At 65.1% G+C, this 25,390-nt stretch carries 18 protein-coding genes; 10 read left to right on the forward strand and 8 right to left on the reverse strand.

The window, feature by feature from the left end:
* The first annotated feature begins 72 nt into the window (after window positions 1-72).
* Window positions 73-741, forward strand: coding sequence for a hypothetical protein (locus tag QRM60_RS12630; RefSeq protein WP_285446318.1), 669 nt, complete (start codon window positions 73-75; stop codon window positions 739-741).
* 15 nt (window positions 742-756) lie between these two features.
* Here the strand turns inward: QRM60_RS12630 and QRM60_RS12635 are convergent, their stop codons facing one another.
* Both QRM60_RS12635 and QRM60_RS12640 read right to left on the reverse strand, forming a co-directional pair.
* Window positions 757-1,563 (reverse strand): TatD family hydrolase, encoded by an 807-nt coding sequence (locus tag QRM60_RS12635; protein ID WP_050911977.1) that lies wholly within the window; start codon window positions 1,561-1,563, stop codon window positions 757-759.
* Window positions 1,564-1,901: 338 nt separating this feature from the next.
* Entirely contained in the window at window positions 1,902-2,819 is a 918-nt protein-coding gene (locus QRM60_RS12640; RefSeq protein ID WP_011035553.1) for a LysR family transcriptional regulator, read from the reverse strand.
* A gap of 126 nt (window positions 2,820-2,945) precedes the next feature.
* On the opposite strand from QRM60_RS12640, the gene QRM60_RS12645 reads away from it, so the two are divergent.
* The 7 genes from QRM60_RS12645 to QRM60_RS12675 all read left to right on the forward strand — a co-directional run bounded on the left by QRM60_RS12645 (window position 2,946) and on the right by QRM60_RS12675 (window position 12,837).
* The gene (locus QRM60_RS12645; RefSeq protein WP_285446319.1) at window positions 2,946-3,998 is read left to right on the forward strand and encodes an aromatic ring-hydroxylating dioxygenase subunit alpha; all 1,053 of its coding nucleotides are present in this window, start codon (window positions 2,946-2,948) and stop codon (window positions 3,996-3,998) included.
* A 17-nt stretch (window positions 3,999-4,015) separates the two neighbouring features.
* The gene (locus QRM60_RS12650) at window positions 4,016-4,975 is read left to right on the forward strand and encodes a PDR/VanB family oxidoreductase (protein ID WP_161962849.1); all 960 of its coding nucleotides are present in this window, start codon (window positions 4,016-4,018) and stop codon (window positions 4,973-4,975) included.
* 391 nt (window positions 4,976-5,366) lie between these two features.
* On the forward strand, window positions 5,367-6,680 hold the full coding sequence (locus QRM60_RS12655; RefSeq protein ID WP_285446320.1) for an NCS2 family permease: 1,314 nt from the start codon (window positions 5,367-5,369) through the stop codon (window positions 6,678-6,680).
* A gap of 121 nt (window positions 6,681-6,801) precedes the next feature.
* On the forward strand, window positions 6,802-8,370 hold the full coding sequence (locus QRM60_RS12660) for an adenosine deaminase (protein ID WP_285446321.1): 1,569 nt from the start codon (window positions 6,802-6,804) through the stop codon (window positions 8,368-8,370).
* 129 nt (window positions 8,371-8,499) lie between these two features.
* A complete protein-coding gene (locus QRM60_RS12665; RefSeq protein ID WP_285446322.1) occupies window positions 8,500-9,663 on the forward strand; it encodes a nucleoside hydrolase in 1,164 nt (387 codons plus the stop codon).
* Between the two features lie 133 nt (window positions 9,664-9,796).
* Window positions 9,797-11,257, forward strand: a complete 1,461-nt coding sequence (locus QRM60_RS12670; RefSeq protein ID WP_285446323.1) for an AtzE family amidohydrolase — start codon at window positions 9,797-9,799, stop codon at window positions 11,255-11,257.
* A complete protein-coding gene (locus QRM60_RS12675; RefSeq protein ID WP_285446324.1) occupies window positions 11,257-12,837 on the forward strand; it encodes a gamma-glutamyltransferase family protein in 1,581 nt (526 codons plus the stop codon). Before QRM60_RS12670 ends, QRM60_RS12675 begins: the two co-directional genes overlap by 1 nt.
* A gap of 155 nt (window positions 12,838-12,992) precedes the next feature.
* Here the strand turns inward: QRM60_RS12675 and QRM60_RS12680 are convergent, their stop codons facing one another.
* Window positions 12,993-13,874 (reverse strand): hypothetical protein, encoded by an 882-nt coding sequence (locus tag QRM60_RS12680; RefSeq protein WP_285446325.1) that lies wholly within the window; start codon window positions 13,872-13,874, stop codon window positions 12,993-12,995.
* A gap of 1,235 nt (window positions 13,875-15,109) precedes the next feature.
* Here QRM60_RS12680 and gvpU point away from each other — a divergent pair.
* Window positions 15,110-15,568, forward strand: a complete 459-nt coding sequence (gene gvpU, locus QRM60_RS12685; protein WP_285446326.1) for a gas vesicle accessory protein GvpU — start codon at window positions 15,110-15,112, stop codon at window positions 15,566-15,568.
* A 522-nt stretch (window positions 15,569-16,090) separates the two neighbouring features.
* Here the strand turns inward: gvpU and QRM60_RS12690 are convergent.
* Together QRM60_RS12690 and QRM60_RS12695 are read right to left on the reverse strand one after the other, a co-directional pair.
* Window positions 16,091-18,598: a prolyl oligopeptidase family serine peptidase gene (locus QRM60_RS12690; RefSeq protein WP_285446327.1), complete on the reverse strand. Its 2,508-nt coding sequence runs from the start codon at window positions 18,596-18,598 to the stop codon at window positions 16,091-16,093.
* 112 nt (window positions 18,599-18,710) lie between these two features.
* Window positions 18,711-19,598, reverse strand: a complete 888-nt coding sequence (locus QRM60_RS12695) for an alpha/beta hydrolase (RefSeq protein ID WP_285446328.1) — start codon at window positions 19,596-19,598, stop codon at window positions 18,711-18,713.
* A 367-nt stretch (window positions 19,599-19,965) separates the two neighbouring features.
* Here QRM60_RS12695 and QRM60_RS12700 point away from each other — a divergent pair, with 367 nt between their 5' ends.
* Window positions 19,966-20,886, forward strand: a complete 921-nt coding sequence (locus QRM60_RS12700; RefSeq protein WP_285446329.1) for a LysR family transcriptional regulator — start codon at window positions 19,966-19,968, stop codon at window positions 20,884-20,886.
* A gap of 163 nt (window positions 20,887-21,049) precedes the next feature.
* Here the strand turns inward: QRM60_RS12700 and clsB are convergent, their stop codons facing one another.
* The 3 genes from clsB to QRM60_RS12715 all read right to left on the reverse strand — a co-directional run bounded on the left by clsB (window position 21,050) and on the right by QRM60_RS12715 (window position 24,598).
* The gene (gene clsB / locus QRM60_RS12705; RefSeq protein WP_285446330.1) at window positions 21,050-22,216 is read right to left on the reverse strand and encodes a cardiolipin synthase ClsB; all 1,167 of its coding nucleotides are present in this window, start codon (window positions 22,214-22,216) and stop codon (window positions 21,050-21,052) included.
* Window positions 22,213-22,947: an endonuclease/exonuclease/phosphatase family protein gene (locus QRM60_RS12710; protein WP_285446331.1), complete on the reverse strand. Its 735-nt coding sequence runs from the start codon at window positions 22,945-22,947 to the stop codon at window positions 22,213-22,215. The genes clsB and QRM60_RS12710 overlap by 4 nt, the downstream gene beginning before the upstream one ends.
* Window positions 22,948-23,401: 454 nt before the next feature.
* On the reverse strand, window positions 23,402-24,598 hold the full coding sequence (locus QRM60_RS12715) for an MFS transporter (RefSeq protein ID WP_119960577.1): 1,197 nt from the start codon (window positions 24,596-24,598) through the stop codon (window positions 23,402-23,404).
* Window positions 24,599-25,390: the final 792 nt, after the last annotated feature.

The following is a 25,390-nucleotide window of genomic DNA, read 5'->3' on the forward strand; positions in this document are numbered from 1 at the left end:
GCAGACAAACCGCTTGACCTCAACCATGCTTTAGGTCGTTGAATGGGCGCACCTTCTGACTGGTGTGCTTCCATGCGTCTGCGTCATCTGCTGTTGCCGTGTCTGGATCCGGATCTCACCCTGCGCTTCTATCGTGATGTGCTGCAGCTGCCGCTCTCCGGCAACAGCGTGCACATCGGCTGGAGCACGTTGGAATGCGTGCAGGCGCAGCAGCCGGTGGGTAGCGTGCATCTGGCCTTCAATGTGGCACCTGCGCGCTTCGATGCGGCAGCTGCCTGGATCGGCGCACGTGCCGCGCTGCTCACCGATCCACATGGCCAGGAGCGCTTCCAGCTCGATGGCGTGTGGCAATCGCAGTCGGTGTATTTCGCCGGCCCCGATGGCGCCGTGCTCGAACTGATCGCCCGCAACGCGCTGCAGGACGCACCCACCGGCGAGGGTGCGTTTCACGGTAGCGAACTGCTGTGCCTGAGCGAGATCGGGCTGCCCAGCAACAATGTGGCTGCGGTGACCAGCAGCGTGGGCCATCACTTCGGCGTGCAGCCGTTTGCACCGACGCTGGAAGGGTTTGCCGCGCTCGGCGACGACCACGGGCTGTTGATCGTGGTGAACCAGGCGCGGCGCTGGTTTCCGCAACAACGCCAACTGCCGTGGGCCAGCGGCCTGCGCGTCAGCGTGGACGCGCCGCAGCCAGGCCTGCGATTGCGCGATGCGCAAGGCTGGGAATTGCTGGCGGCGTGAACACCGCCGCCGCACTCACTCGGCGGTGGCAGGCACCGGCAGCCGGAAGAATGCGCGCGCGGCGGCCGTGCTGTTGGCAGCGGTCACCGCGACATCTTCGCCGCGGTCGCGCGCCAGCTCTTCGACAATGTGCGAGAGAAACATCGGTTCGTTGCGGCGGTCCTTGGGCAGCGGCTTGAGCGTGCGTGGCAGCAAGTAGGGCGCATCGGTTTCGATCATCAGCCGGTTGGCCGGGATGTTGCGCACCAGCTCGCGCAGATGCGCGCCGCGGCGCTCGTCGCACAACCAGCCGGTGATGCCGATGTAGTAATCGCGGTCCAGGTAATCGAACAGTTCTTCGCGCGTGCCGGTGAAGCAGTGCACCACCGCCGCGCCCAGGCGGCCGTCGAACGCGCGCATGATCGAGAGGAAATCGTCATGCGCATCGCGCTGATGCAGGAACAGCGGTTTGCCGTTATCGGCGGCCAGCTGCAGCTGCCGTTCGAAGGCCTTGTGCTGGGCCGGGCGCGGCGCGAAATCGCGGTAATAATCCAGCCCGCATTCGCCCACCGCCACCACCTGCGGCTGGGCCTGCAGCGCGCGCATTTCCCGCTCGCATTCGGCGGTGAATTCCACCGCATGGTGCGGATGCACGCCGGCGGTGGCGTAAAGAAATCCGGGGTGCTGCTGCGCCAGCTGCAGGGCCAGCGGCGAATGCTCGCGGCTGGCACCGGTGATCACCAGCTGCGCCACACCGGCATCGCGCGCACGTTGCAACACGGCGTCGCGATCGCGATCGAAGGAGTCATGGGTGAGGTTGGCGCCGATATCGATCAACTGCATGGTGCGGGTGTCGTGTGGGGGAAGCCTGGCAAGTTTAACTAACCGAAGTTGTATGCGCTTGGCGTCCCTTCTCCCATCGGGAGAAGGTGGCGCGCAGCGCCGGATGGCGCCTCCTGCATCTGTCAGTGCCTGCAGTGACAAACGCGTCGCCACGCGCCTTCAGAAGTGCTGCACCGACTGCTGCGCCGCCGTACCCTCACCCCGACCCCCGCTCCGCGCCCCGGCCCGCGTTTGCGACGCGGGCGCTCCAAGGCACGCGCGCCAGTGGCGCGCAAACTGTGCCCGCTCGCCCCGAGGGGAGAGGGGCTTTGCTCCCTTCTTCCAGGAGGGAGAGGGGTTCAACCCACCGCCGGCACCGCCATCGCGTCGATTTTCGCCGCCAGCGCCTGGATCGCCAGCTGTGCCGAACGCGAGAGCTGGCGCTGCGGGGCCACGCACAGGGCCAGGGTCATCGGTTTGGTCAGGTGCTGGCGGAACGGTACGAAGGCCAGGCGGCCGTCGGCCACGTCGGGCGCGGCGTCCAGCCACGACATCAGGCCCACGCCGGCGCCAGCCCGCACCAGCCCGCGCAGCGTGCGCACGTCGTTGCAATGGGTGAGCCGCTTCACGTCGATATGCTGGCGCTGGTACAGCACCTTGGCGTGCTCGCCCACGATCAACGGCGCAGCCGGCAGCAGCAGGCGGTGCTCCAGCGTTTCGCTCAGCTGCAGCTCGCTGCGGCTGCTCAACGGGTGACCCACCGGCATCGCAATGCCGAGCGGAATGTCGGCAAATGCACGCACCTCCAGGTCCACGCTGCTCACCGGGTCCAGCAGCAGGCCGATGTCCACATCCGCCGAGGTCACCATCTCCATCACGCGCTGGTTGCGCGCGGTGGACAGATTGAAGGTGATGCCGGGGTATTCCTGCACCAGCGCCGCCACCGCGGCCGGCACTACGCCCTCGCTGAGCGCGTCGATCATGGCGATCTCCACGTGCCCGCGGCGCAGCCCCTTGAGCTCGTCGAAGCGCTCCAGCGTGCGTGCGTAGGCCTTCTCCCACTGGCGCACGTCCACCAGCAGCAGCTCGCCGGCGGCAGTGAGCCGCAGGCGGCCGGGCAGGCGTTCGAACAGCTGCGCGCCCAGCTCTTCTTCGGCCTTGAGGATCTGCCGGTCGATCGCCGAGGCGGACACGTGCAGCACGTCCGATGCCTTGCGGATGCTGCCGCAGCGGGCCACTTCGATGAAGTAGCGGGTGAAGCGGGAGAAGGTCAGCATGGGGCGGGCTCGGTTGGCCGTTGCATTTTTTGCAATGGCTTGGCGGAAAAACGATGTTTGATCACACACCCCCGGCTTCCTAGAGTCAATCCGGCACCGCTCCCGCCTTACGCCAGAGACCGCCCCATGGATGTCGCCGTCCCCGCCCTGCCGCTGCACTGCACCTTTGAGGCCGCCGACTGGCAGCGCCTGGCCCAGCATTGGCACGCGGTGGCGCTGAGCAGCGAGGTGAGCGAGGCGCCGTTCAAGGCCATGCTGCTGGACGAGCCGTTGGTGCTGTACCGGCTGGGTGCCGAGCTGGTGGCCGCGCGCGATGTCTGCCCGCACCGCGGCGTGCCGCTGAGCATGGGCAGCGCCGATGGCGCCGGGGTGGTGTGCGCCTATCACGGGCTGCGCTTCGGCGCGGGCGGGCGCTGCAACCACATCCCGGCCAGCCCCAACCAGAACATCCCCGCCAAGATGCGGTTGCACACCTATGCGGTGGCCGAGCGCTACGGGCTGATCTGGGTGTGCCTGTCCAAGCCGGCCGGGGTGAGCGCGGCGGAGGTGCATATCCCGCCGATGCCGGGCTGGGACGAAGACGGCTTCCAGCAGATCGTGTGCCCGGGCTTCGACATCGCCGGCAGCGCCGCGCGGCAGCTGGAAGGCTTTATCGACGTGGCGCATTTCGCCTTCGTGCACACCGCCACCTTCGCCCAGCCGGACAAGCGCGAAGTGCCGGCCTACACCACCACCGAAACGCCGACCGGTTTCAACGCCGATTACCTCAGCAGCGTGGCCAATTATTCGGTGGATATGCCACTGCCCGACGTGGACCCCGGCTTCCAGTGGCTGCGCCATTTCGAAGTGCACCTGCCATTCACCGCCACGCTCACCATCCACTTCCCGGTGCCGGGCAAGCGGCTGGTGATCATGAACGCGGCCAGCCCGGTGTCCAAGCACAAGACCCGGCTGCTGGTGCCGATTGCGCGCAATTTCGACACCCATCTGCCGGTAGAGGACGTGCATGCCTTCAACCTGCGCGTATTCGAGGAAGACCGCGCGATGGTGGAAGCGCAGCGCCCCGAATACCTGCCGCTGGACCCGCTGCTGGAAGTGCACATCCCCGCCGATCGCAGTTCGATCGCCTATCGCCGTGGCCTGCGCAGCCAGGGCTATAGCGACTTTTTCCTGCGTTGACCGGCGAGGATGACGGCATGAGCCTGCATGAGGTGCGTGTGGCGGAAGTCGTCGACCAGGGGCATCGCCAGCGGGCGATCCGGCTGGAGCCGATCGGCGCGGAATTGCCGGCGTTCGAAGCCGGCGCGCATGTGGACCTGCACCTGCCCGACGGCTTGATCCGCCAGTACTCCATCGCCAGCGCGCCGCATGCGCGCGACCATTACCTGTTGTGCGTGAAGCTGGCCGATGCCTCGCGCGGCGGCTCGCGGCATCTGTGCGAACAACTCGCGGCCGGCGACCGGCTGCAGATCTCCACGCCGCGCAACCTGTTCCCGTTACACCCGGGCGAACGCCATGTGCTGCTGGCCGCCGGCATCGGCATTACTCCGCTGCTGTCGATGGCCGAGGCGCTGGAGGCGCGCGGCGAGGCCTTCGTGCTGCACTACTACGCGCGCCGGCAGGCGGATGTGGCCTTCGGGCAGCGCCTGCAGCAGGGCTTCCAGCATGGCCAGGTGCAGGTGCATCTGAGCGATGACGGCGAGAGCCCGCGTGTGCACATCCCCACCGAACTGCGCCAGGCACGCACGCGTGACCAGCTGTATCTGTGCGGGCCGGCCGCGTTCATGGATCACTTCAGCGCGCTGGCCCTGGCGCAGGGCTGGGCGCCGACGCAGCTGCATCGCGAACACTTCGCCGCGGTCGCGCCGGCCGTGCCGCACGCCGCCGACGACGCCTTCGAAGTGGAGCTGTCCGCCAGCGGTCGCGTGGTGCAGGTGGCGGCCGATTGCAGTATCGCCAATGCGCTGATGGCCGCAGGCGTGGAGGTGCCGCTGTCGTGCGAGCAAGGCATGTGCGGGGCCTGCCTGACCGGCGTGCTCGATGGCGTGCCCGATCACCGCGACAGCGTGCTCAGCGATAGCGAACATGCGCAGAACACGCAGATCACCCTGTGCTGTTCGCGCAGCCGTACGCCCCGGCTGGTGCTGGACCTTTGAGCACAGCGACAGGGCCGACACGTGATGCGACCGACGCGGCAACGATCAAGCGCGGGCGCGTTGGCGATGCTCAAACACGCTGTGATCTATGTCCCCGCTAGCGACACCTGCCATCACTGGTACCGCTGGGTCACGCTCGCCGCCATCCAGCGAGAGCACGAGCCAGGCACACGCGTGGCGCAACGGCGCGCTGCAACCTTCCCATCAAGCGTTGCCAACCAACGCGATCCACAGGCCACTGCCCATTTCGGGCAACACGTCCACGGCATGCCACCGCGCACAGTGCAAGATACGCAGCCCGCGCTTATGCGCCGGTGCCTGCGTTCGATGAGATGTTGCCGATGACACTGTTCTGCTGTGCCGCCGCCTGCCGGCCGCTGGGGCGCGCCTGATGCGCTGGCCCAACTTTGCGCTTGCCGCCAACGGCAGCAATGTGCGCACCGAGCTGCTGGCCGGCGCCACCACCTTCCTCACGATGGCCTACATCGTGTTCGTCAACCCGGACATCCTGGCCACTACCGGCATGGATCACGGCGCGGTGTTCGTGGCCACCTGCCTGGCCGCGGCATTCGGCTCGGTGGTGATGGGCCTGCTGGCCAATTACCCGATCGGCATGGCGCCCGGCATGGGCTTGAACGCCTTCTTCGCCTTCAGCGTGGTGGGCACCCTGGGCTACAGCTGGCAACAGACGCTGGGCCTGGTGTTCGTGTCCGGCTGCGTATTCCTGCTGCTCACCCTCACCGGCGCGCGCCGGTGGCTGGTGGACGGCATCCCCACCACGTTACGCAGCGCAATCGCCGCCGGTATCGGCCTGTTCCTGGCGGTGATCGGCCTGCAGAAAGCCGGGCTGGTGGTGGCCCACCCGCAGACCTTGATCACCCTGGGTGACCTGCACCGGCCCGAGCCCTTGCTGGCGTTGGCCGGGTTGCTGCTGATCGGCGTGCTGGAGCTGCGGCGCGTGCACGGAGCGATGCTGCTCGGCATCCTGGCGGTTACCGCTGCGGCGCTCGCACTCGGGCTGGTGCAGTACCAGGGCGTGATCGCGCTGCCGCCGAGCCTGGCACCCACCTTGCTGCAACTGGATATTGCCGGTGCCCTGCAGGGCCACGCTGGCGAAGGCGCATTCACCGCGGTACTGCACGTGGTGCTGGTGTTCGTGCTGGTGGAGATGTTCGATGCCACCGGCACCTTGATGGGGGTGGCGCAGCGCGCCGGCTTGCTGCGCACCGCAGCCCAGCGCCGCCAGTTCGACCGTGCCCTGCTCGCCGACAGCAGCGCCATCCTGGCCGGCTCGCTGCTTGGCACCTCCAGCACCACGGCTTATGTGGAAAGCGCCGCCGGCGTGCAGGTGGGTGGGCGCACCGGGCTGACCGCGCTGGTGGTGGCCGCGCTGTTCCCGCTGGCCCTGCTGTTCTCGCCCCTGGCGGCCATGGTGCCGGCCTATGCCACCGCACCGGCGTTGCTGTATCTGGCGGCAGTGATGCTGCGCGAGTGCGCGCATCTGCAGTGGGACGATGTCGGCGAAGCGTTGCCGGCCGCCATGTGCATGCTGGCGATGCCGTTCACCTATTCGATCGCCAATGGGTTGGCGTTGGGCTTCATCACCTATGCGGTGCTCCGGCTGGGCAGCGGGCGTTGGCGTGAGGTGCATCCGGCCACCTGGGCCATCGCCGGCCTGTTCGTGCTGCGCTATGCACTGGAGTGACGCGCCTGCACCGCGCTGCCTGCAGGCGCGCAGCGCGCTGGCCGTGCAACGCACTGCAAGGCAAGCTACCCCTCCGCTGGGCGCCCGTGCGCGCCGGCACACCTTCTTGCGAGTTTTCTGGATGCCCATGCTGCGTCGTTGTCTGATCCTTACCGTGTGCGCGCTGCTGCCCGCACTTGCGCAGGCGCGCCAAACGCCTGCGCCGGCACAATCGCGCGAGCAGCAGGTTGCGCAGTTGTTTCGCGATGGGGCCGGCCAATCGGCGCAACTGCGCAGTTGGCTGCAGGCCATGCCCAAGGGCGGCGACCTGCATAACCATCTCTCCGGCTCGGTGTATGCCGAGGACTACCTGCAGTGGGCCAGCGAAGACGGCGCCTGCGTGCAGCTGGACGACCTGAGCCTGCGCGCACCGCCGTGCGTGGCCGGCCAGGTGCCCGCACGCGGGCTGGCCACGCGCGATACCGCGTTGTATGGCCGCGTGGTGGATGCCTTGTCGATGCGCAATCACCTGGCCAGCCCATCCCAACCCAGCGGGCACGGGCAGTTCTTCAGCACCTTCGGCAAATTCGATGCGGTGGTGCGCGCACGCGTGGCCGACACCGTGGCCGCCGTGCTGGAGCAGGCCGCGCGCGACCGCGTGCCGTACGTGGAAATCATCGCCAACCCACCGCAGATGGACGACGCCGCGCAGCGCATGCAGGCGCTGCCCTGGCATGGCACCGACGATGCCGCCAACCTGCGCGAACTGCAGAACGCGCTGCCGCCGCTGGTGCAGGCCGCGCAGCGCAGTCTTGCCGACCTCGACGCGCAGGTGCGCCGCGTCCTGCAGTGTGACCAGGCGCAGCCACGCGCGGCCTGCCAGGTGCAGTACCGCTATGTGCCGTATGTGTTGCGTGTGCTGCCTGCGCCGCGGGTGTTCGGGCAGATGGCGCTCGCCCATGCGCTCGTGGCCGCCGGCGGCAGCCGCGCGGTGGCGGTGAACATCGTCGCGCCCGAGGACAACCCGGTGGCGGTGGCCGATTACGCGCGCCACATGGCGATGTTCCGATTCTTTGCACAGCGCTACCCCGGCGTGCCGTTGTCCTTGCATGCCGGCGAGCTGACCCTGGGCCTGGTGCCGCCCGCACAGCTGCGCTCGCATATCCGCCAGGCGGTGGATGCCGGCGCGCGGCGCATCGGTCATGGCGTGGATCTGCCTTACGAAGACGACGCGCAAGGGCTGCTGCAGCGCATGCGCCGCGACCAGGTGGCGGTGGAGATCAACCTCACCAGTAACGATGTGATCCTGGGCGTTACCGGGGCCGCGCATCCGTTGGCGATGTATCTGCGCGCCGGTGTGCCGGTGGTGCTCTCCACCGACGATGCCGGCGTGTCGCGCGCGGACATGACCCATGAATATCAACGCGCAGTGCAGGAGCAGGGCATCGAGTACCCCACGCTCAAGCAACTCGCCCGCAACGGGCTGACGTACAGCTTCCTGCCGGGCGCGAGCCTGTGGAGCGCCAACGGTAAAGCTGCGCAGGCCTGCGCCACTGCATTACAGCGCGAAACCGATGATGCTGGGTGCCAAGCATTTCGCCAGAGCAGCGAGAAGGCACGGCTGCAATGGCAGCTTGAAACCGATCTGGCGCAGTACGAGCGCATGCTGATGGAGCAGCGCAAAGTGCAGACAACACCAGCTGACACATAACCCATAGGAGCGCGCTTGCGCGCGAAGAGGCTTCATCGATAACGCCTCATCGCGCGCAAGCGCGCTCCTACAACGCGACTTCCGCTGTATCGCCGCTGCAATACATTTTCCCTCCATGACCACAGCGCAATGACCCACTCGCACGCCGCCTCATCCAAACGCCGCGTCATCCTCGAAGACGACATCGACGGCTTCACGCCTGCGCAGTTGTTGCTGCTGCAGTCGCCAGAGGTCGAGGTGCTCGGCATCAGCGCGGTCAGCGGCAACATCTGGCGCGATGAAGTGATCGCACACAGCTGCCGCCTGCTGGAACTGGCCGGGCAGCCGCAGATTCCGGTGCATCCCGGCCCGGTGCATCCGCTGCTCAACAGCGAGCTGGCCGCCGAACGGTGGGAAGCGCTGTACGGCAAGCTGGTGTGGAAAGGCGCATGGACCAAACACTGGGTGGATGGCGACACCGTGCAGAGCGCGCCGCGTTATCACGCGCACGACGTGGTGCCCGATCTGCCACTGGGCAACCCCAGCGTGGTGCGCGCATCCGACGAACCGGCGGCGTTGTTCATGCTGCGCATGGTGCGCCAGTACCCCGGCGAGGTGAGCATCATTGCCACTGGCCCGTTGACCAACCTGGCCCTCGCGCAGGCGCTGGACCCGGCCTTCGCCACGCTGGCGCGCGAACTGGTCTACATGGGCGGCAGCCTCAATCCACGGCAGCAGCGCGACAGCGTGAGTGCGCGCCAATTTGCGCGCGAGTTCGTCAACTCGCCACGCCGCGAATTCAACATCCGCTGGGATCCGGAAGCCGCCAGCATCGTCATGTGTGCACCGTGGCGCAAGATCACCATGGTGCCGGTGGATCCCTCCACCGCCACCGAACTCACCCCGGAGCTATTGGCGCGCATGAGCGCGGCCGATACCCCCATCGGCCACGCATTGCGTCGCCGCGAAACCGGCTTTCCGATGTGGGACGAGCTGGCCACCGCGGTGTGGCTGCGCCCCGAATTGGCAACGCACACCGAAACGCTCTACATCGACACCAACACCGCGTTCGACGCAGGCTATGGCGACATCCTGTCGTGGGCGCCGGGCTATCAGCCTGGACTGGGCGAACAGGCACAGACGGTGGTGCATGCGGTGAATGTGCAGGCGTTTGAGCAGCTATTGGTCGATCACCTCACTGCGCCGCAACCACCAGCAGTCGGTTTACCGCTCCCCCTTCTCCCGTCGGGAGAAGGTGCCCGAAGGGCGGATGAGGGTACGTCACCCGATAAAGACGCCACGCCAGTTGAGTAGGTGGCAAGCAAGGTAAACGCGTACCTGATACATCTCCAACTAGCGGGGCACCCTCACCCCAACCCCTCTCCCGGCGGGAGAGGGGCTCGAGCAACACCCACCCCCGCGACTCCCAGCAAACCAAGGTGACCCCATGCAACTCCCAGCGCAGTGGCAGGCCGGCATCGATCGCAACACCGAGGTCCTGCGTGGTCACGCGCAGCTGCTCGCCAGCTTCGACGCACCGCGCCCCGCATCACCGGAAACAAGCACTTCGCGCGGGCAGATCGCCTCCATCGTCGGCAGCACGCGCAGCCAGCCCGCACAGGCGGCGCGCCTGGCCACCCAGACACTGGGCCGCATCAATCAGGCCAACGACGGCCTGCATGCCATCACCCGCTTGTTGCCGGCGCGCGCCGCGGCCGATGCCGCGCGCGTGCAGGCCGCGCTGGCCGGCGGCAGCGATGGCGGCGCGCTGGCCGGCGTGCCGTTCGTGGTCAAGGATCTGTTCGATGTGGCCGGGCAGGTCACCACCGCTGGTGCTGCGCTGCGCGCACAGAGCGCGCCGGCCACGCGCGATGCGGCTGTGGTGCAGCGCCTGAGCGATGCCGGTGCAGTGCTGGTGGGCACCGCCAACATGGACGAATTCGCCTACGGCTTTGCCACGGTCAACGCGCATTACGGCACCACCGCCAATCCACACGACCATCGCCATCTGGCTGGCGGCTCGTCCGGTGGCTCGGCCGCCGCGGTGGCAGCTGGATGGGTGCCATTTGCACTGGGCTCGGACACCAATGGCTCCATCCGCGTGCCGGCTGCCCTGTGCGGCGTGTACGGGTTGCGACCGACCCACGGCGCGCTGCCGTTGCAGGGCGTGTTCCCGTTCGTGGATGCGCTGGATGTGGTGGGCCCGTTCGCGACCTCGGTCGCCGACCTGCGCCGCGTCTACGAAGTGATGCAGGGCCACCCGGTGCCCGCTTGCAGCATGGAGACGCTGCGCATCGCGCAACTGGGCGGCTGGTTCCAACGCAATCTCGATCCCGAACTGGAGGCCGGCCTCGGCACGCTGCTCGCCGCCATCGGCAGCACCACCATCGTGGACTTGCCAGACGCCGAGCGCGCACGCGCCGCCGCCTTCGTGCTCACCGCCGCCGAGGGCGGGCACCGCCATCGCAACGCCCTCAGCACACAGGCCGCCCAATTCGACCCAGCCACCCGCGACCGCCTGTTGGCCGGCCTGCAATTGCCGGCCAGCGCGGTGGCCGATGCACACCACTTCGCGCAATGGTTCGCGCGGGCCATGCGCATGTTGTGGGACCGTGTGGATGTGTTGATCGCGCCGGCCACGCCGGGCGTGGCGCCACGCATCGACCAAGAGAGCATCATCATCGATGGCCTGCCGGTCTCGGCACGCGCCAACCTGGGCATCTTCACCCAGCCGCTTGGGCTGGCCGCCTGCCCGGTGCTGGCCGCGCCGCTACCGCGCCCGGGTCGCTTGCCGCTGGGCGTGCAGCTGATTGCCGCGCCAGGCCGCGAAGACCGTCTGTTCGCGCTGGCCGCGCAACTCGAACGCGATGGGCTGCTCGCCTTCAGCGCACCGGCGGAGACACGCTGATGCTGCACACCTTGCGCGCACGCCGCGGCATGGTGGTCGCGCCTCACCATCTGGCCGCGCAGGCCGGGCGCGACATCCTGCGCGCCGGCGGCAACGCCATCGAAGCAGCGGTGGCCACCGCCGCCTGTCTGGCCGTGGTGTATCCGCACATGACCGGCATCGGCGGCGATGGCTTCTGGCTGATCCACGAACCCGACGGCCGCGTACACGCCATCGACGCCTGCGGCCGTGCGGCACAGGCGGCCACGCTGGACTTCTATCGCGGCCACGCCCACATCCCCTGGCGCGGCCCGGGCGCCGCCAATACCGTGGCCGGCACCGTCTCCGGCTGGGCGCTTGCGCTCCAGCACGGTGGTGGCACGCTCCCGCTGCAGCAGCTGCTGGAAGAGGCCATTCACCATGCCGAGGTGGGCGTGCCAATCACGCTCGGCGGTGCGCACATCGCCGCCAGCAAGGGCGATGAACTGCGTTGCCTGCCGGGCGCCTATGCGCGCATCTTCGAGCCGCGCGGCGCGCCCCTGCATGAGGGCGCCGTGCTGCAGCAACCGCACCTCGCGCGCACCCTGCAACGGCTGGCGCACGATGGCCTGGACAGTTTCTACCGCGGCGCGCTCGCCGATGACATCGCCGCCGACCTACGCGCACTCGGCAGCCCCTTGCATGCGGATGACCTGGCCGCACACACCGCCGAGGCCAGCGTGCCGCTCTCAGTCGCCATCACCGGCGCACGTTTGTATAACCACGCACCGCCCACGCAAGGGCTGGCCTCGCTGTTGATCCTGGCGCTGTTCGACCGCCTGCCGGCCACGCAGGCAGACAGCTTCGCGCACCTGCATGGCTTGATCGAAGCCACCAAACAGGCCTTCCTGATTCGCGACGCCCACATCGGCGACCGCGCCTGGATGACGCTCGACGCACAAGCCCTGCTCGACGACAGCGCTGCGCTGGACGCATTGGCCGCCCGCATCGACCTGCACGCGGCCCTGCCCTGGCCGCAGCCCTCGCAGGCCGGCGACACCGTCTGGTTCGGCGCCATCGACGCGCAGGGCCGCGCGGTGAGCTGCATCCAGTCCACCTATTTCGAATTCGGTTCCGGCCTGGTGCTGCCGCATACCGGCATCACCTGGCAGAACCGCGGCTGCAGCTTTCGCCTCGCCACCGACGGCTGGAATGCACTTGCCCCAGGCCGCAAACCCTTCCACACCCTCAACCCCGCCCTGGCCACCTTCGACGACGGCCGCGTCATGGCCTACGGCACCATGGGCGGCGAAGGCCAACCGCAAACCCAGGCCGCGCTGTTCTCGCGCTACGCCCACTTCGGCATGCCGCTGCAACAGGCCATCACCGCACCGCGCTGGCTACTCGGCCGCACTTGGGGCGAAGACAGCACCACGTTGAAGCTGGAAGACCGCTTCGACCCGGCGGTGGTGCAAGCACTGCGCGACGCCGGCCACGCCGTCGAACTGTTACAGGCCTATAGCTCGGTGATGGGGCACGCCGGCGCCCTGGTGCGTGAGGTAGATGACGTCATTAGCGGCGCGAGTGATCCACGCTCGGACGGCGCGGTGGCTGGGTGGTAAGGCTTGGGGCTTAGATCCATCCAAGTGGGTAGACAAGATTGTATGTACCAAGACCGGCCGTTTTTATAGGTTTGTATCCACACCTGCGCCAAAAGCCATTACAACTGATGCCTGCAAGGCTTATAAAGCCGAACGCAAAAAGATAAAATTTTATTTCAAACCCGCTCGACATTATCTCCACCCGCTTCGATTAGGTAGCAAATCATCGCTAGAGCGGTCTGCACAATCATTTCAGCTTCGACTCTCGTGGGAGCCACTCCATTAATTTGTCCATGACGAATGAACGGAGATTCGTTCGAATATGCATATAATTTCTCTATTATTTCCAAGCCCCAGCGATTGAGATTACTTTTCTTTCGAAGTTCTTTTAACCCACTACCAAGAGTGGCGGCTTTAGGGACGATGACCTTGGTGACGCTCTCCAAAGCGCTGATAATTTCCCGGATACTGTTTGCCTCATCGACGGGATGGGTTAGCAAGTACCTCATTGAACGCCTGTAGTGCTCGCGAGCACTCCTGAACCGGCCATCGAGTGCAGCTTCAGCTGAAGTGATTGACCGATCCATTGCGCGGATCTTACGCTTCAGCTCCCCATGAAAATCCATCTGCCAGCCAATATTTTCCTCATCCATAAGGTCGTTTATTCGAACCCTGTAACCATCGAATTTGGCAGGACTATCAAATGGAATGCAATCATTTTTTTCGATGAGCATTTCACCTAATAATTCAACAAAGTCAAAGAATTGCGCCCAGCAGCTACTTTTCAAATGTGTGGTTAGCGCTTCCCAAGAACTGCTTTCGCCCCATTCGTGCGGATCCCCATCGATACGGCATCGAGCTAAAAATAACTCGTGCACCTCATCAATTCCCAGGGGCTCCCGCCTCGCTAGTCGCGTAGACCGGCTCTCACCCACATAGGTTGGTAGTAGCAGCTTGATATATCCAATGCGTAGAGTTGCCGGTGCATCATCGAAAATCAATGGGCCGCGATTTTCCAACCTAGCCGAGAAGCGACGACGCTTAGTTTGAACAGCCATCTGACCATCCAGTTGTATGAGTTGAGCTTAAGTGTATGAGTGATAGCTCCCTGCAACCATGCACAATCCTGTGGATAAGTTTTTCCTGGCACTCAATCCACGTGCCTTGGAAGGAAGAACTCAGGCTCTAGCCTCCACATCTTAGGGCGCCCGTTAAGTGAAGAACTGCACATCGCCTATCGCTCTTCAGTGCGCCTGAGGGTCGAAGTATGCCTCCCAGGAGTGAGGCGATGACTGAAACTGCACTGACTTATTAAAGAACATCGTGGCTTCTCCGCCGTTCTGGAGTTGAGCAGTGACGCCGAGATTGAAGAAGGCATTTCTGTCTTGTGATGCGTTGGCTATGGCTTGCCGCAAATGCATGGCCGCAGCTTCGTGTCGACCTTGACCGCAAAGAACTGTATCCATACAGGTGAGCAAGAGCGGATTTTTTAGATCGTCCACCAGCGTCTCTGAAAGCAGACGCTACGCGTACGCAAGATTCGCCTCCCAATTCTCTGGCAATAAGTATCCCTCATGGACCAGCAATTTGCATTTTTCGACAGTATTTTATGCGGCATCTATCCCTACACAGTGGAGAAATCTTGACCGAAAGGTAACCAATCCACCGCAAAAACAAGTCTTTCTTCGCCCGGCAACATGCTTGTAAGTGGCAACACATCTCCAGGTGTTCACTGTGCGACGCGCACGCAATGCTGTTTTTTGACCACCGCATCCTATCAGTGGCAGGGCGACTCGCCTCCTCTTTCGACATGGCTTGGTTTTATCTGCACTTCACAATTAAGAGACCTGCATAAGTGCCGCGCTACCGAAACTGACTAGAGTTAAAAGAGCCACCTCTAACCGGCGCCTCAGTAGATTCGCCTGATACTGAAGGCCTGTAATGAGCCGCAATTCAACCGACCGCGAGCCGCAAGGGACATCGCCACACCTCGCCGCGACTGCCAGATGGCCCAGAATATATGCTGATTTATTCGCTTGGGAAGCGCGTGTGCGCAGAATTCCCGTCAGCAGCACGAGCTAGCTCCTTCGAGCGATAGCCGCAGTCGAGGCAAGCTGACAGACTGAACATGTCATAGACTCCGCGCATGCTCTCCAAGGCGACCATAGCGGACCCAGCTGCACCAATTCCTGGACAGGATGCACTTGCTTTCTTGGGCATGCGCGGCGATGAGTAGGTACGTAGCCGCGTTTATTTCGACAGCCGCATCAAACCTTCCACTAAGGAGAGCCGCATGACAGATCAAGAAGACAATCAACCGAGCCTGGAAGACGTCAAGCTGGTGTTCGACGGCCAGAGCCTGGATTGGTATCTGCAGAAGCTGGTCGCGACCGTCAACACGTCGAACGTGCAGTTTGGCATCACGCTATTTGTCGAAGGCATCATCGTTTCCGGCCAGCTTGTCAGCGGAAAGCAGTACTTCGAAGCATTTGCGCAGGAATTTTCCGCCGCGTATCCCGGCGATACCGAGGAAAAAGAGGATATCCGTCGTGCGTTTGCCAGCCACGCCAGCATCTACGACACCGAGGACGATGCACAGCAAAGCAGCAGGCCGCCGCAATTCATTCACCTGATCGATTCGCGTTGCTTCTCGCCCGGCGGACAGCCGCTGCCCAGCAACCGTGGCGTGCTGTGGCGCGGCAAGGTGAATGCCGTATCCGGCTTTACGCTGGGATCACTGTCGGTGGATTAAGCCCGATACGTTTCTCTTTGGTGTGAGGTGCTTGCCACTTCACATCGATCCGTTGCACAGATCGCCAAGCATGCTTGAGCGCAGCGCAACGGCGGAACCTGCTTGCGCTGGCGGCATTGTTCCAGCGCTCGCAACATGGCTGCATCGTTTCCATCTGTCGGCATGCAGACATCCCGTGGCATCCGATTGAAGCAGTCGATCGGGACAAGCCATGCGCCGGTCCATGAGTCGGGCTTAGGTTTTTACGCCTTGTCGTGTTCAACTCTCCCCTAGTAGATCGAGGGCGGCACGTCGCGGGCTATTTGCACGTCGCGCAATGGCTGACCGCATCGTCGCCTGGCTTGCAACGACGCGCTTGAACCGGCAAAGCGCCTGCCTGCACAGCGATACGGCCGCGACTGTAATCGCTCGCCACGTGCGGCCGAAACGCGCCTTGCCAGACATCCTTTTCCTGCACAGAGCACTCGACCCGGCGTCGACGTCAATGCCAACTGCACATCATGCGCGGCAGTGCCACGTCACTCAGCGCGTTGGCTTGCTGCCCGCATCGCGCGGTGGCGCATTCTTCACATAGCGATCGAACCAGTCGAGCATTTCCGCCACCAGGTCCTCGTTGGATTCGCGCGCGGTGTACCAGTGCGGTTCGAACGGCAGCAGTACCAGACGCGCGGTGCCGCCGTTGCCGCGGATCGCCTGGAACAGGCGTGGCGCCTGCGTGGTTTCCGTGCCCGGGTTTGCGTCGTCCATGCCATGCACGATCAGCAACGGTTCGTTGATCTTGTCGGCATGAAAGAACGCCGACGCCTGTGCATAGACCTCGGGCGCCGCCCAGAACGAACGACGCTCGTTCTGAAAGCCGAACGGCGTCAGCGTCTTGTTGTAGCTGCCACTGGTGGCGGCGCCGGCACGGAACAGATCGGTACGCGCCAACAGGTTGGCCGTCATCAGCGCGCCGTGGCTGTGGCCGGTGACGCCGATGCGTTGACGGTCAACCACACCCAGCTCCACGGCCTTGTCCACTGCGGCGGTGGCGTTGTCGACCAACTGCTGCAGATAGGTGTCGTAGGCGGTCTTGGGATCGCCGACGATCGGGAAGGCGGTTTCGTCGATGATGGCATAGCCGGCCAGCAACAGCAGCTGATAATCCCACAGACGCGTGAAGTCGCGCTCGCTGGCGCCGCTGACCTGGCCGGCTTTGGAGGGGTCGGCATAGTCCAGCGGGTAGGCATACAGGATCGCCGGCACACGCGTGCCTTCGGTGTAGCCGGGCGGCGTGTACAGAGTGAACGACAACGCCACGCCATCCTTGCGCTTGTAGGTCACCAGTCGCTTCTTGATTTGCCGTACCAACGGCGTGGCGTCCGGGAAGTGTGTGATCGGCATGGCGGTGGAGGTATACACGGCCTCGCCTGCGGCTGTGGGCGGCAACGGCTGACCGAGCGTGCGCAGATGGATGTTGGGCGGCGCTGTCGGCGACTGGTACCAGGTCAACAGGCGCGACGCGTCGTCGCCCGCAAACCCCGAGAACAACTCGTCGACATCGGCAGCGCTGCGGAATAGCCGCGTGGTCTTGCCGGTGGCCAGATCGTAGCGATCCAGGAAGGGACGGTCACCCGCCGGCGACGCGCCCTTGCCGCCCAGAAACAGCGCGCCTTGCTGCTCGCGCACCACGGATTGGCCGTTGCCCAGCGTCTGCAGGACCGGCTTGCCCGGATCGGCGTACAGGTCATCGGTGGAGAGATCGAACAGCACACGTCCGGCAACGCCAGGGTGGTCGGTGTCCAGCAGCGTGGTGCGTCGCCAATGGCGGTTCTCGTCATAGTCGTCCAGCAGTGCCTTTCCACCCCGGGCAAACCACGACAGCCCGTCGAAGCGTTGCTGCACGCGTGCAAGCTCGCGTGGTTTGGCGGTGAATGGCGCTGACAGGGTCAGCAGTTTGTCGCGTGCCGGCACCGTCGCTTTCCAGTCGCCGCCATCCAGCGCTTCCGCCCAGATCAGCGTGGCCGGCTGATTGGCGCGCCAGGCATAGGCACGCGGTCCAGTTGGCACGCCTTGTACCGGCACACGGTCGGCGACCGGCAGCGTGGCCAACACGCGCTCGCTGCCGTTGCGTCGGTCGAGCACCGCCACATCGCGCGCGAAGCGTGCGTAGGTGGTGACATACGAATAAGGCCGCTTCAAACGCTCCACCAGCACATGCGCCCCATCCGGCGCACCATCGACCTCCGCGTAGACGGCCGGTGCTGCCAGCTTGGTCACGCTGCCGTTGGCGGCATCGACGGTGAGCAGCTGCGAGGTTGCGTAATAGGTAAACAACGCCTCGTCTTCCGGGCTGGACAGCGTGTCGCGTGCTTCGTACGTGCTGCTCTCGCCCTTGCCCTGGATGGTCTCCTTGACCTCCGGGCCGGGCGGCACCGCTGCCTTGCGCGGCGCGGCGCCCAGGTCTTGCGGGACTGCCTTCACCAACAGCGTGTCGCTGCCGCCCAGCCATTGGATTTCGCCGTCGAGCACTGGATTGAGCTGCACGCCATCGATACGGCGCACGCTGCCGGTGGCCACGTCGCCAAGCCATAACTCCACACGATCGGCAGCGGTGTTGTTGAACGCGAAACGACGTCCATCCGGCGACCACACCGGTTGCGCGGGGCACGCCTCGGCCGGCAGTGCGATGTCGGTCTGCTTGCCGCTCGCGATATCGACCAGGCTCAAACCCGCCAGGCAGGAGCGAATGCCATAGCTATTGCGCCTGTCGTGCCGACTATGTGTGCGCGGCTCGACCCGCACGCCAGCGAGCTTCAGATAGGGCTCGGCCACGCGCGCAATCGGCGGATACGCAGTGCGCTGCGCCAGGAGCAGTGTCTTGCCCGTGGGATCCGGGAGTGATGAGGGATACAACGGCGCGCGCATCACGCTCAGCAATGGCTCCGGTGGTTGCCGGTAGCCACCGTCGGGCGTTCCCGCAAACGCAGACGCTGCTAACAGGCTGGCAAGCACCAGCAACCCACTCCATCGGTGCGACGTGGCAATCATGGTGTCCCTTCGGAAAAATCACGACCACACCGTAGCAGGGCGCTGCCAACCGATGCGGCACGCAGACGCATCCCCGTCGCTGCGTGCGTAGCAGGCGCACGCAGCGACCGGCCTAGCCCACGCCGCGCGGCAGCCGCTCCAGGAAGTCGCCGATGTACTGCGCGATTTCCACCGCATGCGTCTCCAGCGCGAAGTGGCCGGCATCGAGTAGATGCACTTCGGCGTTTGGCAGGTCCTTGCGATAGGCGTGTGCGCCTGCGGGAATGAAGGCCGGGTCGTGCTTGCCCCACACCGCGAGCAGCGGTGGCTGCTGCGCGCGGAAATACGCGTGGAATGCGTCGTAGGCGGCCACATTGCTGCGGTAGTCCAAGATCAGGTCGAGCTGGATCTCTTCGGCACCCGGGCGCGCCATGTAGGCGATATCCAGCGTATAGCCGTCCGGCGACAGCCTGGCCGGATCGGCGCCGGTGCCGTACTGCCAGTCGCGGATGGTCTGCGGCGACAACGACGCGCGGCAGGCCTCGCGATGGGCGGGCGTGGGGTCACGCCAATACGCTTGCCAGGTGCCCCATTCGTCGCTGAAGCCTTCCAGATATGCGTTGCCGTTCTGGCTGATGATGGCGCTGATCTTGTGCGGATTGGCCGCAGCCAGACGCAACCCAATCGGCGCACCGTAGTCGAACACGTACAGGCTGTAGCGTGTGAGCCCAAGCGCTTCGGTAAAACCTTCGATCACCTTGTAGAGCTGCTCGAAGGTGTACGCAAACTGCGCGCGCGGGGGCGCCTGGGTATTGCCGAACCCCGGCAGATCCGGCGCGATCAGGCGATACCGGCTGGCCAGCAGCGGCATCAGGTCGCGGAACATATCGCTGGCACTAGGGAAGCCGTGCAACAGCAACAGCACCGGTGCGTCCTTGGGGCCGGCCTGGCGATAAAACACCTCCACATCGCCCACCTGCTGGGTATGGAAGGTGACGCGTGGGGTGGCGTTGCTGGACATGGAGAGTTCCTTGGTGGTCGAAGAGGTGGAAGCCGCGGTAGTGGTACTCACGGCGCCGGCGCCCAAGGCAACAGCGGTCCCGACCGCATGTGCGAGTAGCTGGCGCCGCTTGAGATCCGGCGCGGTGATGGCGGGCGCGGCAGCGGCAGATGTGGGGAGTTGCGTCATGACGGTCCGGGCGGTGAACAGGCGGCAATGCTAGGCCTGGCCGCCAATGCGTAGAACCAACCTGGCGCTCAATTCACCATTGCGCCCGCTGCAACGCGGCGATGCGTCAGCATGCGAAACGGCGGGGAATGATCGCCGGACAAACCAGTGCCCCATGCGCCGGTGGATACTGTGCACTTCACCCAGGCACAGCGCACCGATGGACCGTATCCAGGAAATGACGTTGTTCGCCGCCCTGGCCGAGGACAGCAGCTTTGCCGGCGTGGCGCGGCGGCTCGGGCTATCCACGGCGACGGTCACGCGCACCATCGCGCAGCTGGAAAGCCGCCTCGGCGTGCTGCTTGTGGTGCGCACCACGCGCAGCATGCGGCTCACGGATGCCGGCCAACAGTTCGCCGCCGACTGCCGGCGCCTGCTCGCCGAACTTGAAGAGATGGAAGGCCGCGCCAGCGGGCTGCACGCAAACCCCAGCGGCCTGCTCACCGTCACCGCGCCACAGATGTTCGGTGCGCTGCATGTCACGCCGGTACTGACGCGATTTCTTGCGATGTATCCGTCCATCGCAATCCGCGCGGTGATGGTGGACCGCGTGGTGCCGCTACTGGAAGAAGGTATCGACGTGGCGGTGCGCATCGGCACGCTGCCGGATTCGGGCCTGACCGCCATCCCGGTCGGCAGCGTGCGGCGCATGGTGGTCGCCTCCCCGGGCTATCTGGCCGCACACGGCACGCCACAGCATCCCGACGCGCTGCGCACGCACGCCACCATCTCGACCTCCGCCGCAGAACGCGCGCACAAATGGCCGTTCCAGATCGACGGCACCGCGCATCTGGTCACTGTGGAGTCGCGGCTCACCGTCAGCGCGTTCAATGCTGCGATCGGCGCGGCACTGCAGGGCTGGGGGCTGACGCAAGCGCCGTCGTACCAGGTGCGTGCTCACCTGCAAGCGGGCACGCTGTGCAGCGTGCTGGATGCGTTCGAGATCGCCCCAGAACCGGTGCATGTGGTGTACCTGGCCGGCCGCCGTGGTTCCTCCAAAGTGCGCAGCTTCGTGGAGGCCTGCGTGACCTCGCTGCGGCAGGATTTGGGCTTCGACGAACGTGCAGCGCAGGTGGCGTGATCGCAACGGTGATGCGCGGTTCCAGATAGATCGCGGTACATGCCGATGCACTGAATAATCGACACCTCGCCCGCGTCTTCACCAATGCAGGGGTTACCCTCGAACGATCACAGCCGTCGTTCTAGTTAGGGACGCGCCCGGCGGATGTGGGCAATGCATCGGCTCATGCAAACTGGCCACGCAGGTGGCGCGCCCATCGCGGAAAATAGCGCATCACGTGGAACAGCAATGGCCGTGTCAGCAGCTCCCAGAAGCGGCTGCGTGGGACGTGTGCCGGCTCCACGCGCTGACAGTGATGCGTCATCAACCGTTGCAGGCGCTCACGCAAGACCTCTGCGAAGGCATGGTTGCGTACCAGCACGTTCGCCTCCAGGTTCAGTGCCAGGCTCAGTGGATCCAGGTTGCTGGAACCAACCGTACTCCAGTGCCCATCGATCACCGAAACCTTGCCATGGAACGGCCGCTCGCAGTACTCGAAGACCTGCGCACCGGCAGCGAGCAGCTGGCGGTACAGCAAGCGCGCCGCCAACAAGGCAAGCGGGGTGTCGGGTTGTCCCTGCACGATGAGGCGCACCTGGACGCCGCGCCGCGCGGCCGCACACAGATCACGCAGCAATCCATAGCCCGGGAAGAAGTATGCGTTGGCGATGATGATTTCCTGCCGCGCATCGGCAAATGCCTGCCGGTACGCCTGTTCGATGCTCCGCGAGCGTGAGCCGTTGTCACGCGCGACAAAGCAAACCTCACCGCTCTCAGCAGCTGTTGATGCGGGTGATGACGGATCCGGCGTCCAGCCCTCGCCGGTCCCGCTGCCACGCGCGGCCTGCTGCATGAAGGCAGCGATATCACGCACCACCGGCCCCTGCAGCTCGATGGCGTAATCCTGCTTGCCCTGCGGCCCTGACCCGGCCAGTTGATCGGCCGAATAGTTGATGCCGCCGACGAAGGCAATGGCCTGGTCGACGACGAGCAGCTTGCGATGCAGGCGGCGGAACACGTTGATGCGTCTGCGCAGCGGTGTGGGCTCCGGGTCGAACAGGCGCAGTTGCACGCCTGCCTCGGCAAGGTCGCGTACGTACTGCGCGGACAGTGCGCGCGAGCCGAATGCGTCCACCAGCAGGTGTACCCGCACGCCGCGCTGTGCCGCGTCGATCAGGTGCTGCTGCAACTGCAGGCCCACCGCATCGTCGAACAGGATGAACGTTTCCAGCAGAATCTCGTCTTGCGCGGCGGCGATCACCTGGTAGATGCGTGCGAAGTAGTCCTCGCCATTTTCCAGCAGGCGCATGCGATGCCCTTGGCGCCAGCAGAGCGCGGGCTGCTGACTCATGGCGCGATACTCGCCAGTAACGGCAAGTGATCGGAGAGCCGCGACCATGGCGGACCGGACAAGACGCGCGCCTGCACCACCCGCAGATTGCGCAGATAGATGCGGTCCAGCGGCAAGACCGGAAAGCGCGAGGGGAAGCTGCGTGCCACGCGCCCGTGCATGCATTCGACGGCCTCGACCAGACCACAGCGCGTGAGCAGCGGATGGCCGCGCGCCCGCCAGTCGTTGAAGTCGCCCGCCACCACGACCGGCGCATCGGCCGGGAGCGCGGCCACGCGCGCGCACAGCAGCCTGATCTGCTGCTGCCGGTGCGCTTCGTGCAAGCCGAGGTGCACGCAGAACACGTGTAGCTCCTCCGACCAGCCCGGCACCTGCAGCACCGAGTGCAATACCCCCCGTGGCTCGTGGCCGGGCACGGACACATCGTGATTGGCGAAACTTGAGATAGGAAACTTCGACAACACCGCGTTGCCATGGTGCCCGTGCGGATACACCGCATTGCGCCCATAGGAGAACTGCGGCCACAGTGTTTCTGCGAGATATTCGTAGTGCGCCACGGCAGGCCACTGCGCATGTCGCCGGGCGTGCAGCGTGTGTTCGCCCAGGACTTCCTGCAGGCACACGATCTCGGCGCAGACCTCGCGAATGGCGTCACGCAACGCGGCAAGAATGAGGCGCCGCTTGAGCAGGTCAAAGCCCATGTGGGCATTGAGGGTCAGGACATTAATCAACGGGTGACTGTCATGAGGGGCTGACGACCGATTGTGCCGATGACGTGTTCAGTGCATGTGTGAGCGCGCGGCCGGCGTTGTGCCAGCGACCGCTCGGCCTCCTTTGAGTCAGCACCTGTGCGGATGTGGCGGATCAGCTCGCTTTGGTCGATCTCTCCGTTGTTTGGCGCTGATTTGGACGTTGCCGATCTACCTAGCGCAGCATCGATCAATTCTTGTAGCAGCAGCAAACGGGGCGCCTGATCAGTGGCCAGGCTGCATGCGTTGCACCGTGGACCCTATCGCGCCCCTAAGCTCCGCATGTCCTCTCGCAGCCGCTGAGCACGTACATCGCACACGCAAACCAGTCGCTGAGAGCACCAGCCAGATCAGGCGTAAGTGGCTCACCACAGCAGGCGGCGTAAAACCTAAAACCATCTCGCCGCGCGGGCCGAAATCGAGAAGGATTTCACGGTCAAGGCTGCAACCGCGCGCCATTACCGGCCACCAGCGATGCAGCCAGCAGCAGCACGCTGGCACCGATGAAGGTGGCGGCGATGGACACGTGATCCAGCAGCACGCCGCCCAGTGCGCCACCGAGCATGATGGCCAGCTGGATGGCGGCCACCATCAGGCCGCCACCGGCTTCCGGTGCGTCCTTGATGCAGCGGCTCAGCCAGGTGGACCACGCAACCGGTAGTGCCGAATTGAGCGTACCCCACGCAATCATCGCGATTGCCACGCCCCACAGCAGATGGCTGGTCAGCAGCATCGCCAGGGTGGCCACGCCCAACGCCACTGGCAACACCGTGAGCAGACTGAACAAGCGCTTCGGCAGCAGGGCCGTGGCGGCATACGTGCCGGCAAAACCGGCCAGACCCAGCCCGAGCAGCAGCAACGATAAGTGCGATACATCCACGTGCGCGGCGTTCTCCAGGAACGGACGGAAATACGTGAACGCAGAGAACGCACCGGCGAAGCCCAACATGATCGCCAGCATCGCGCGCGCCACGTAGCGACGCTTGAGCAATGCAGCGATGCTGCCCAGCGAGGTGCCGCCCTGCGCAGGCAAGGAGGGCAGGCTGCGCCACTGCCAGGCGATGGTCAGCGCCACCAACGGCACCATGCCCCAGAACACGCCACGCCAGCCGATCACCGCGCCCAGATAGCTACCCAACGGCGCGGCAAATGCGGTCGCCACCGCGTTGCCGATGTAGACGATGCCCAGCGCCTTGGGTACCGCCTCTTCCGGCATCATGCGCATCACCGTGGCGGTGGCCAGCGCCCAGAACCCACCGATGGTGATCCCCAGCAGCGCACGCGCCGCCATCAACATGCCGAACGAATGCGCATTGGCGATCAGCAGCAACGACAGCAACATCACCGCGCTCAGGCTGATCAGCACATGTCGGCGATTGAAACGCGACGTGAGTGGCGCGATAAGCAGGCTGGCCAGCACCGCAAACAACCCCGAGATGGAGATGGCCTGCCCGGCCATGCCGGCGGTGGCATGCAGATCGGCCGCGATCGGCGTGAGCAGGCTGACCGGCATGAACTCGGAGGCGATCAACAACGCCACGCACAACGACAACGACCCCACGGCACTCCAGGTCTGGCGGCTGGCGCTGGGCGCAGCGCGCACGGCGGCGGAAGCAGTGGATGCGGAAGTCATGCAGGATCCTTTGAAGACTGAACGGGAGAGCGCTACTGCGCTTTAGCGCAGCACATGACGGCGTGGGAGCACCGAGCTGTGGCATGCGCACACGCCGCGCTGTGAGGCATTGTTCTGAAGAGGTCACGGTTGGCGCATAGCGCCCACGCCGCAACGCACGCAGCGTTGCAAGCCTCAATACGGCAACGCCAGGCTGCGCAGCGTACGCAGGATGGCCAGTGCGATAAAGCTAGCCAAAGCGCATGGGCTTATGAGCGCGGTTCATTGGATCGTGTGCGTTCCCGCTGCCTGGCCGTCTGCGGCATCTGTCTACTCAGGCTTGGGCGGAGGTCATGCGCCCGGTGCGGAACGCGGCACCGGCTGGCCACGCATATGCCTTCCGTAGGCGCGCGCTTGCGCGCGATGGTGTGTTACCGGGACAGCTTCATCGCGCGCAAACGCGCTCCTACGTGATGTGTGCCTCCATCACGGATGGCGGTCACAGTCACGCATACGACACCACTGCCAAACAGGCGAATCTGCTGTGTCTGGTCTGATCTCACGACACTCCCGCACACGTCGGAGGTCGTAGGAGCGCGCTTGCGCGCGATGGGCGTCACCGCGACAGCTTCATCGCGCGCAAGCGCGCTCCTACATGATGTGCTCCGCCGTCACGGATGGCAGTCACAGTCACGCGTGCAACGCCTCCGCTAAACAGGCAAAGCTGCGGCGCCTGGTCTGATGTCACGACACTCCCACACGCGTCGGCGGTCGTAGGAGCGCGCTTGCGCGCGATGGGGCGTCACCGGGACA

This window comes from Xanthomonas sp. fls2-241-TYG-148 (assembly GCF_030208815.1).
GTDB lineage: Bacteria > Pseudomonadota > Gammaproteobacteria > Xanthomonadales > Xanthomonadaceae > Xanthomonas > Xanthomonas campestris.

Excerpts from the sequence above, each read along its gene's own strand:
- QRM60_RS12630 (WP_285446318.1), top strand. The coding sequence starts at position 73 with ATGCGTCTGCGTCATCTGCTGTTGCCGTGTCTGGATCCGGATCTCACC.
- QRM60_RS12635 (WP_050911977.1), bottom strand. The coding sequence starts at position 1,563 with ATGCAGTTGATCGATATCGGCGCCAACCTCACCCATGACTCCTTCGAT.
- QRM60_RS12640 (WP_011035553.1), bottom strand. The coding sequence starts at position 2,819 with ATGCTGACCTTCTCCCGCTTCACCCGCTACTTCATCGAAGTGGCCCGC.
- QRM60_RS12645 (WP_285446319.1), top strand. The coding sequence starts at position 2,946 with ATGGATGTCGCCGTCCCCGCCCTGCCGCTGCACTGCACCTTTGAGGCC.
- QRM60_RS12650 (WP_161962849.1), top strand. The coding sequence starts at position 4,016 with ATGAGCCTGCATGAGGTGCGTGTGGCGGAAGTCGTCGACCAGGGGCAT.
- QRM60_RS12655 (WP_285446320.1), top strand. The coding sequence starts at position 5,367 with ATGCGCTGGCCCAACTTTGCGCTTGCCGCCAACGGCAGCAATGTGCGC.
- QRM60_RS12660 (WP_285446321.1), top strand. The coding sequence starts at position 6,802 with ATGCCCATGCTGCGTCGTTGTCTGATCCTTACCGTGTGCGCGCTGCTG.
- QRM60_RS12665 (WP_285446322.1), top strand. The coding sequence starts at position 8,500 with ATGACCCACTCGCACGCCGCCTCATCCAAACGCCGCGTCATCCTCGAA.
- QRM60_RS12670 (WP_285446323.1), top strand. The coding sequence starts at position 9,797 with ATGCAACTCCCAGCGCAGTGGCAGGCCGGCATCGATCGCAACACCGAG.
- QRM60_RS12675 (WP_285446324.1), top strand. The coding sequence starts at position 11,257 with ATGCTGCACACCTTGCGCGCACGCCGCGGCATGGTGGTCGCGCCTCAC.
- QRM60_RS12680 (WP_285446325.1), bottom strand. The coding sequence starts at position 13,874 with ATGGCTGTTCAAACTAAGCGTCGTCGCTTCTCGGCTAGGTTGGAAAAT.
- gvpU (WP_285446326.1), top strand. The coding sequence starts at position 15,110 with ATGACAGATCAAGAAGACAATCAACCGAGCCTGGAAGACGTCAAGCTG.
- QRM60_RS12690 (WP_285446327.1), bottom strand. The coding sequence starts at position 18,598 with ATGATTGCCACGTCGCACCGATGGAGTGGGTTGCTGGTGCTTGCCAGC.
- QRM60_RS12695 (WP_285446328.1), bottom strand. The coding sequence starts at position 19,598 with ATGTCCAGCAACGCCACCCCACGCGTCACCTTCCATACCCAGCAGGTG.
- QRM60_RS12700 (WP_285446329.1), top strand. The coding sequence starts at position 19,966 with ATGGACCGTATCCAGGAAATGACGTTGTTCGCCGCCCTGGCCGAGGAC.
- clsB (WP_285446330.1), bottom strand. The coding sequence starts at position 22,216 with ATGAGTCAGCAGCCCGCGCTCTGCTGGCGCCAAGGGCATCGCATGCGC.
- QRM60_RS12715 (WP_119960577.1), bottom strand. The coding sequence starts at position 24,598 with ATGACTTCCGCATCCACTGCTTCCGCCGCCGTGCGCGCTGCGCCCAGC.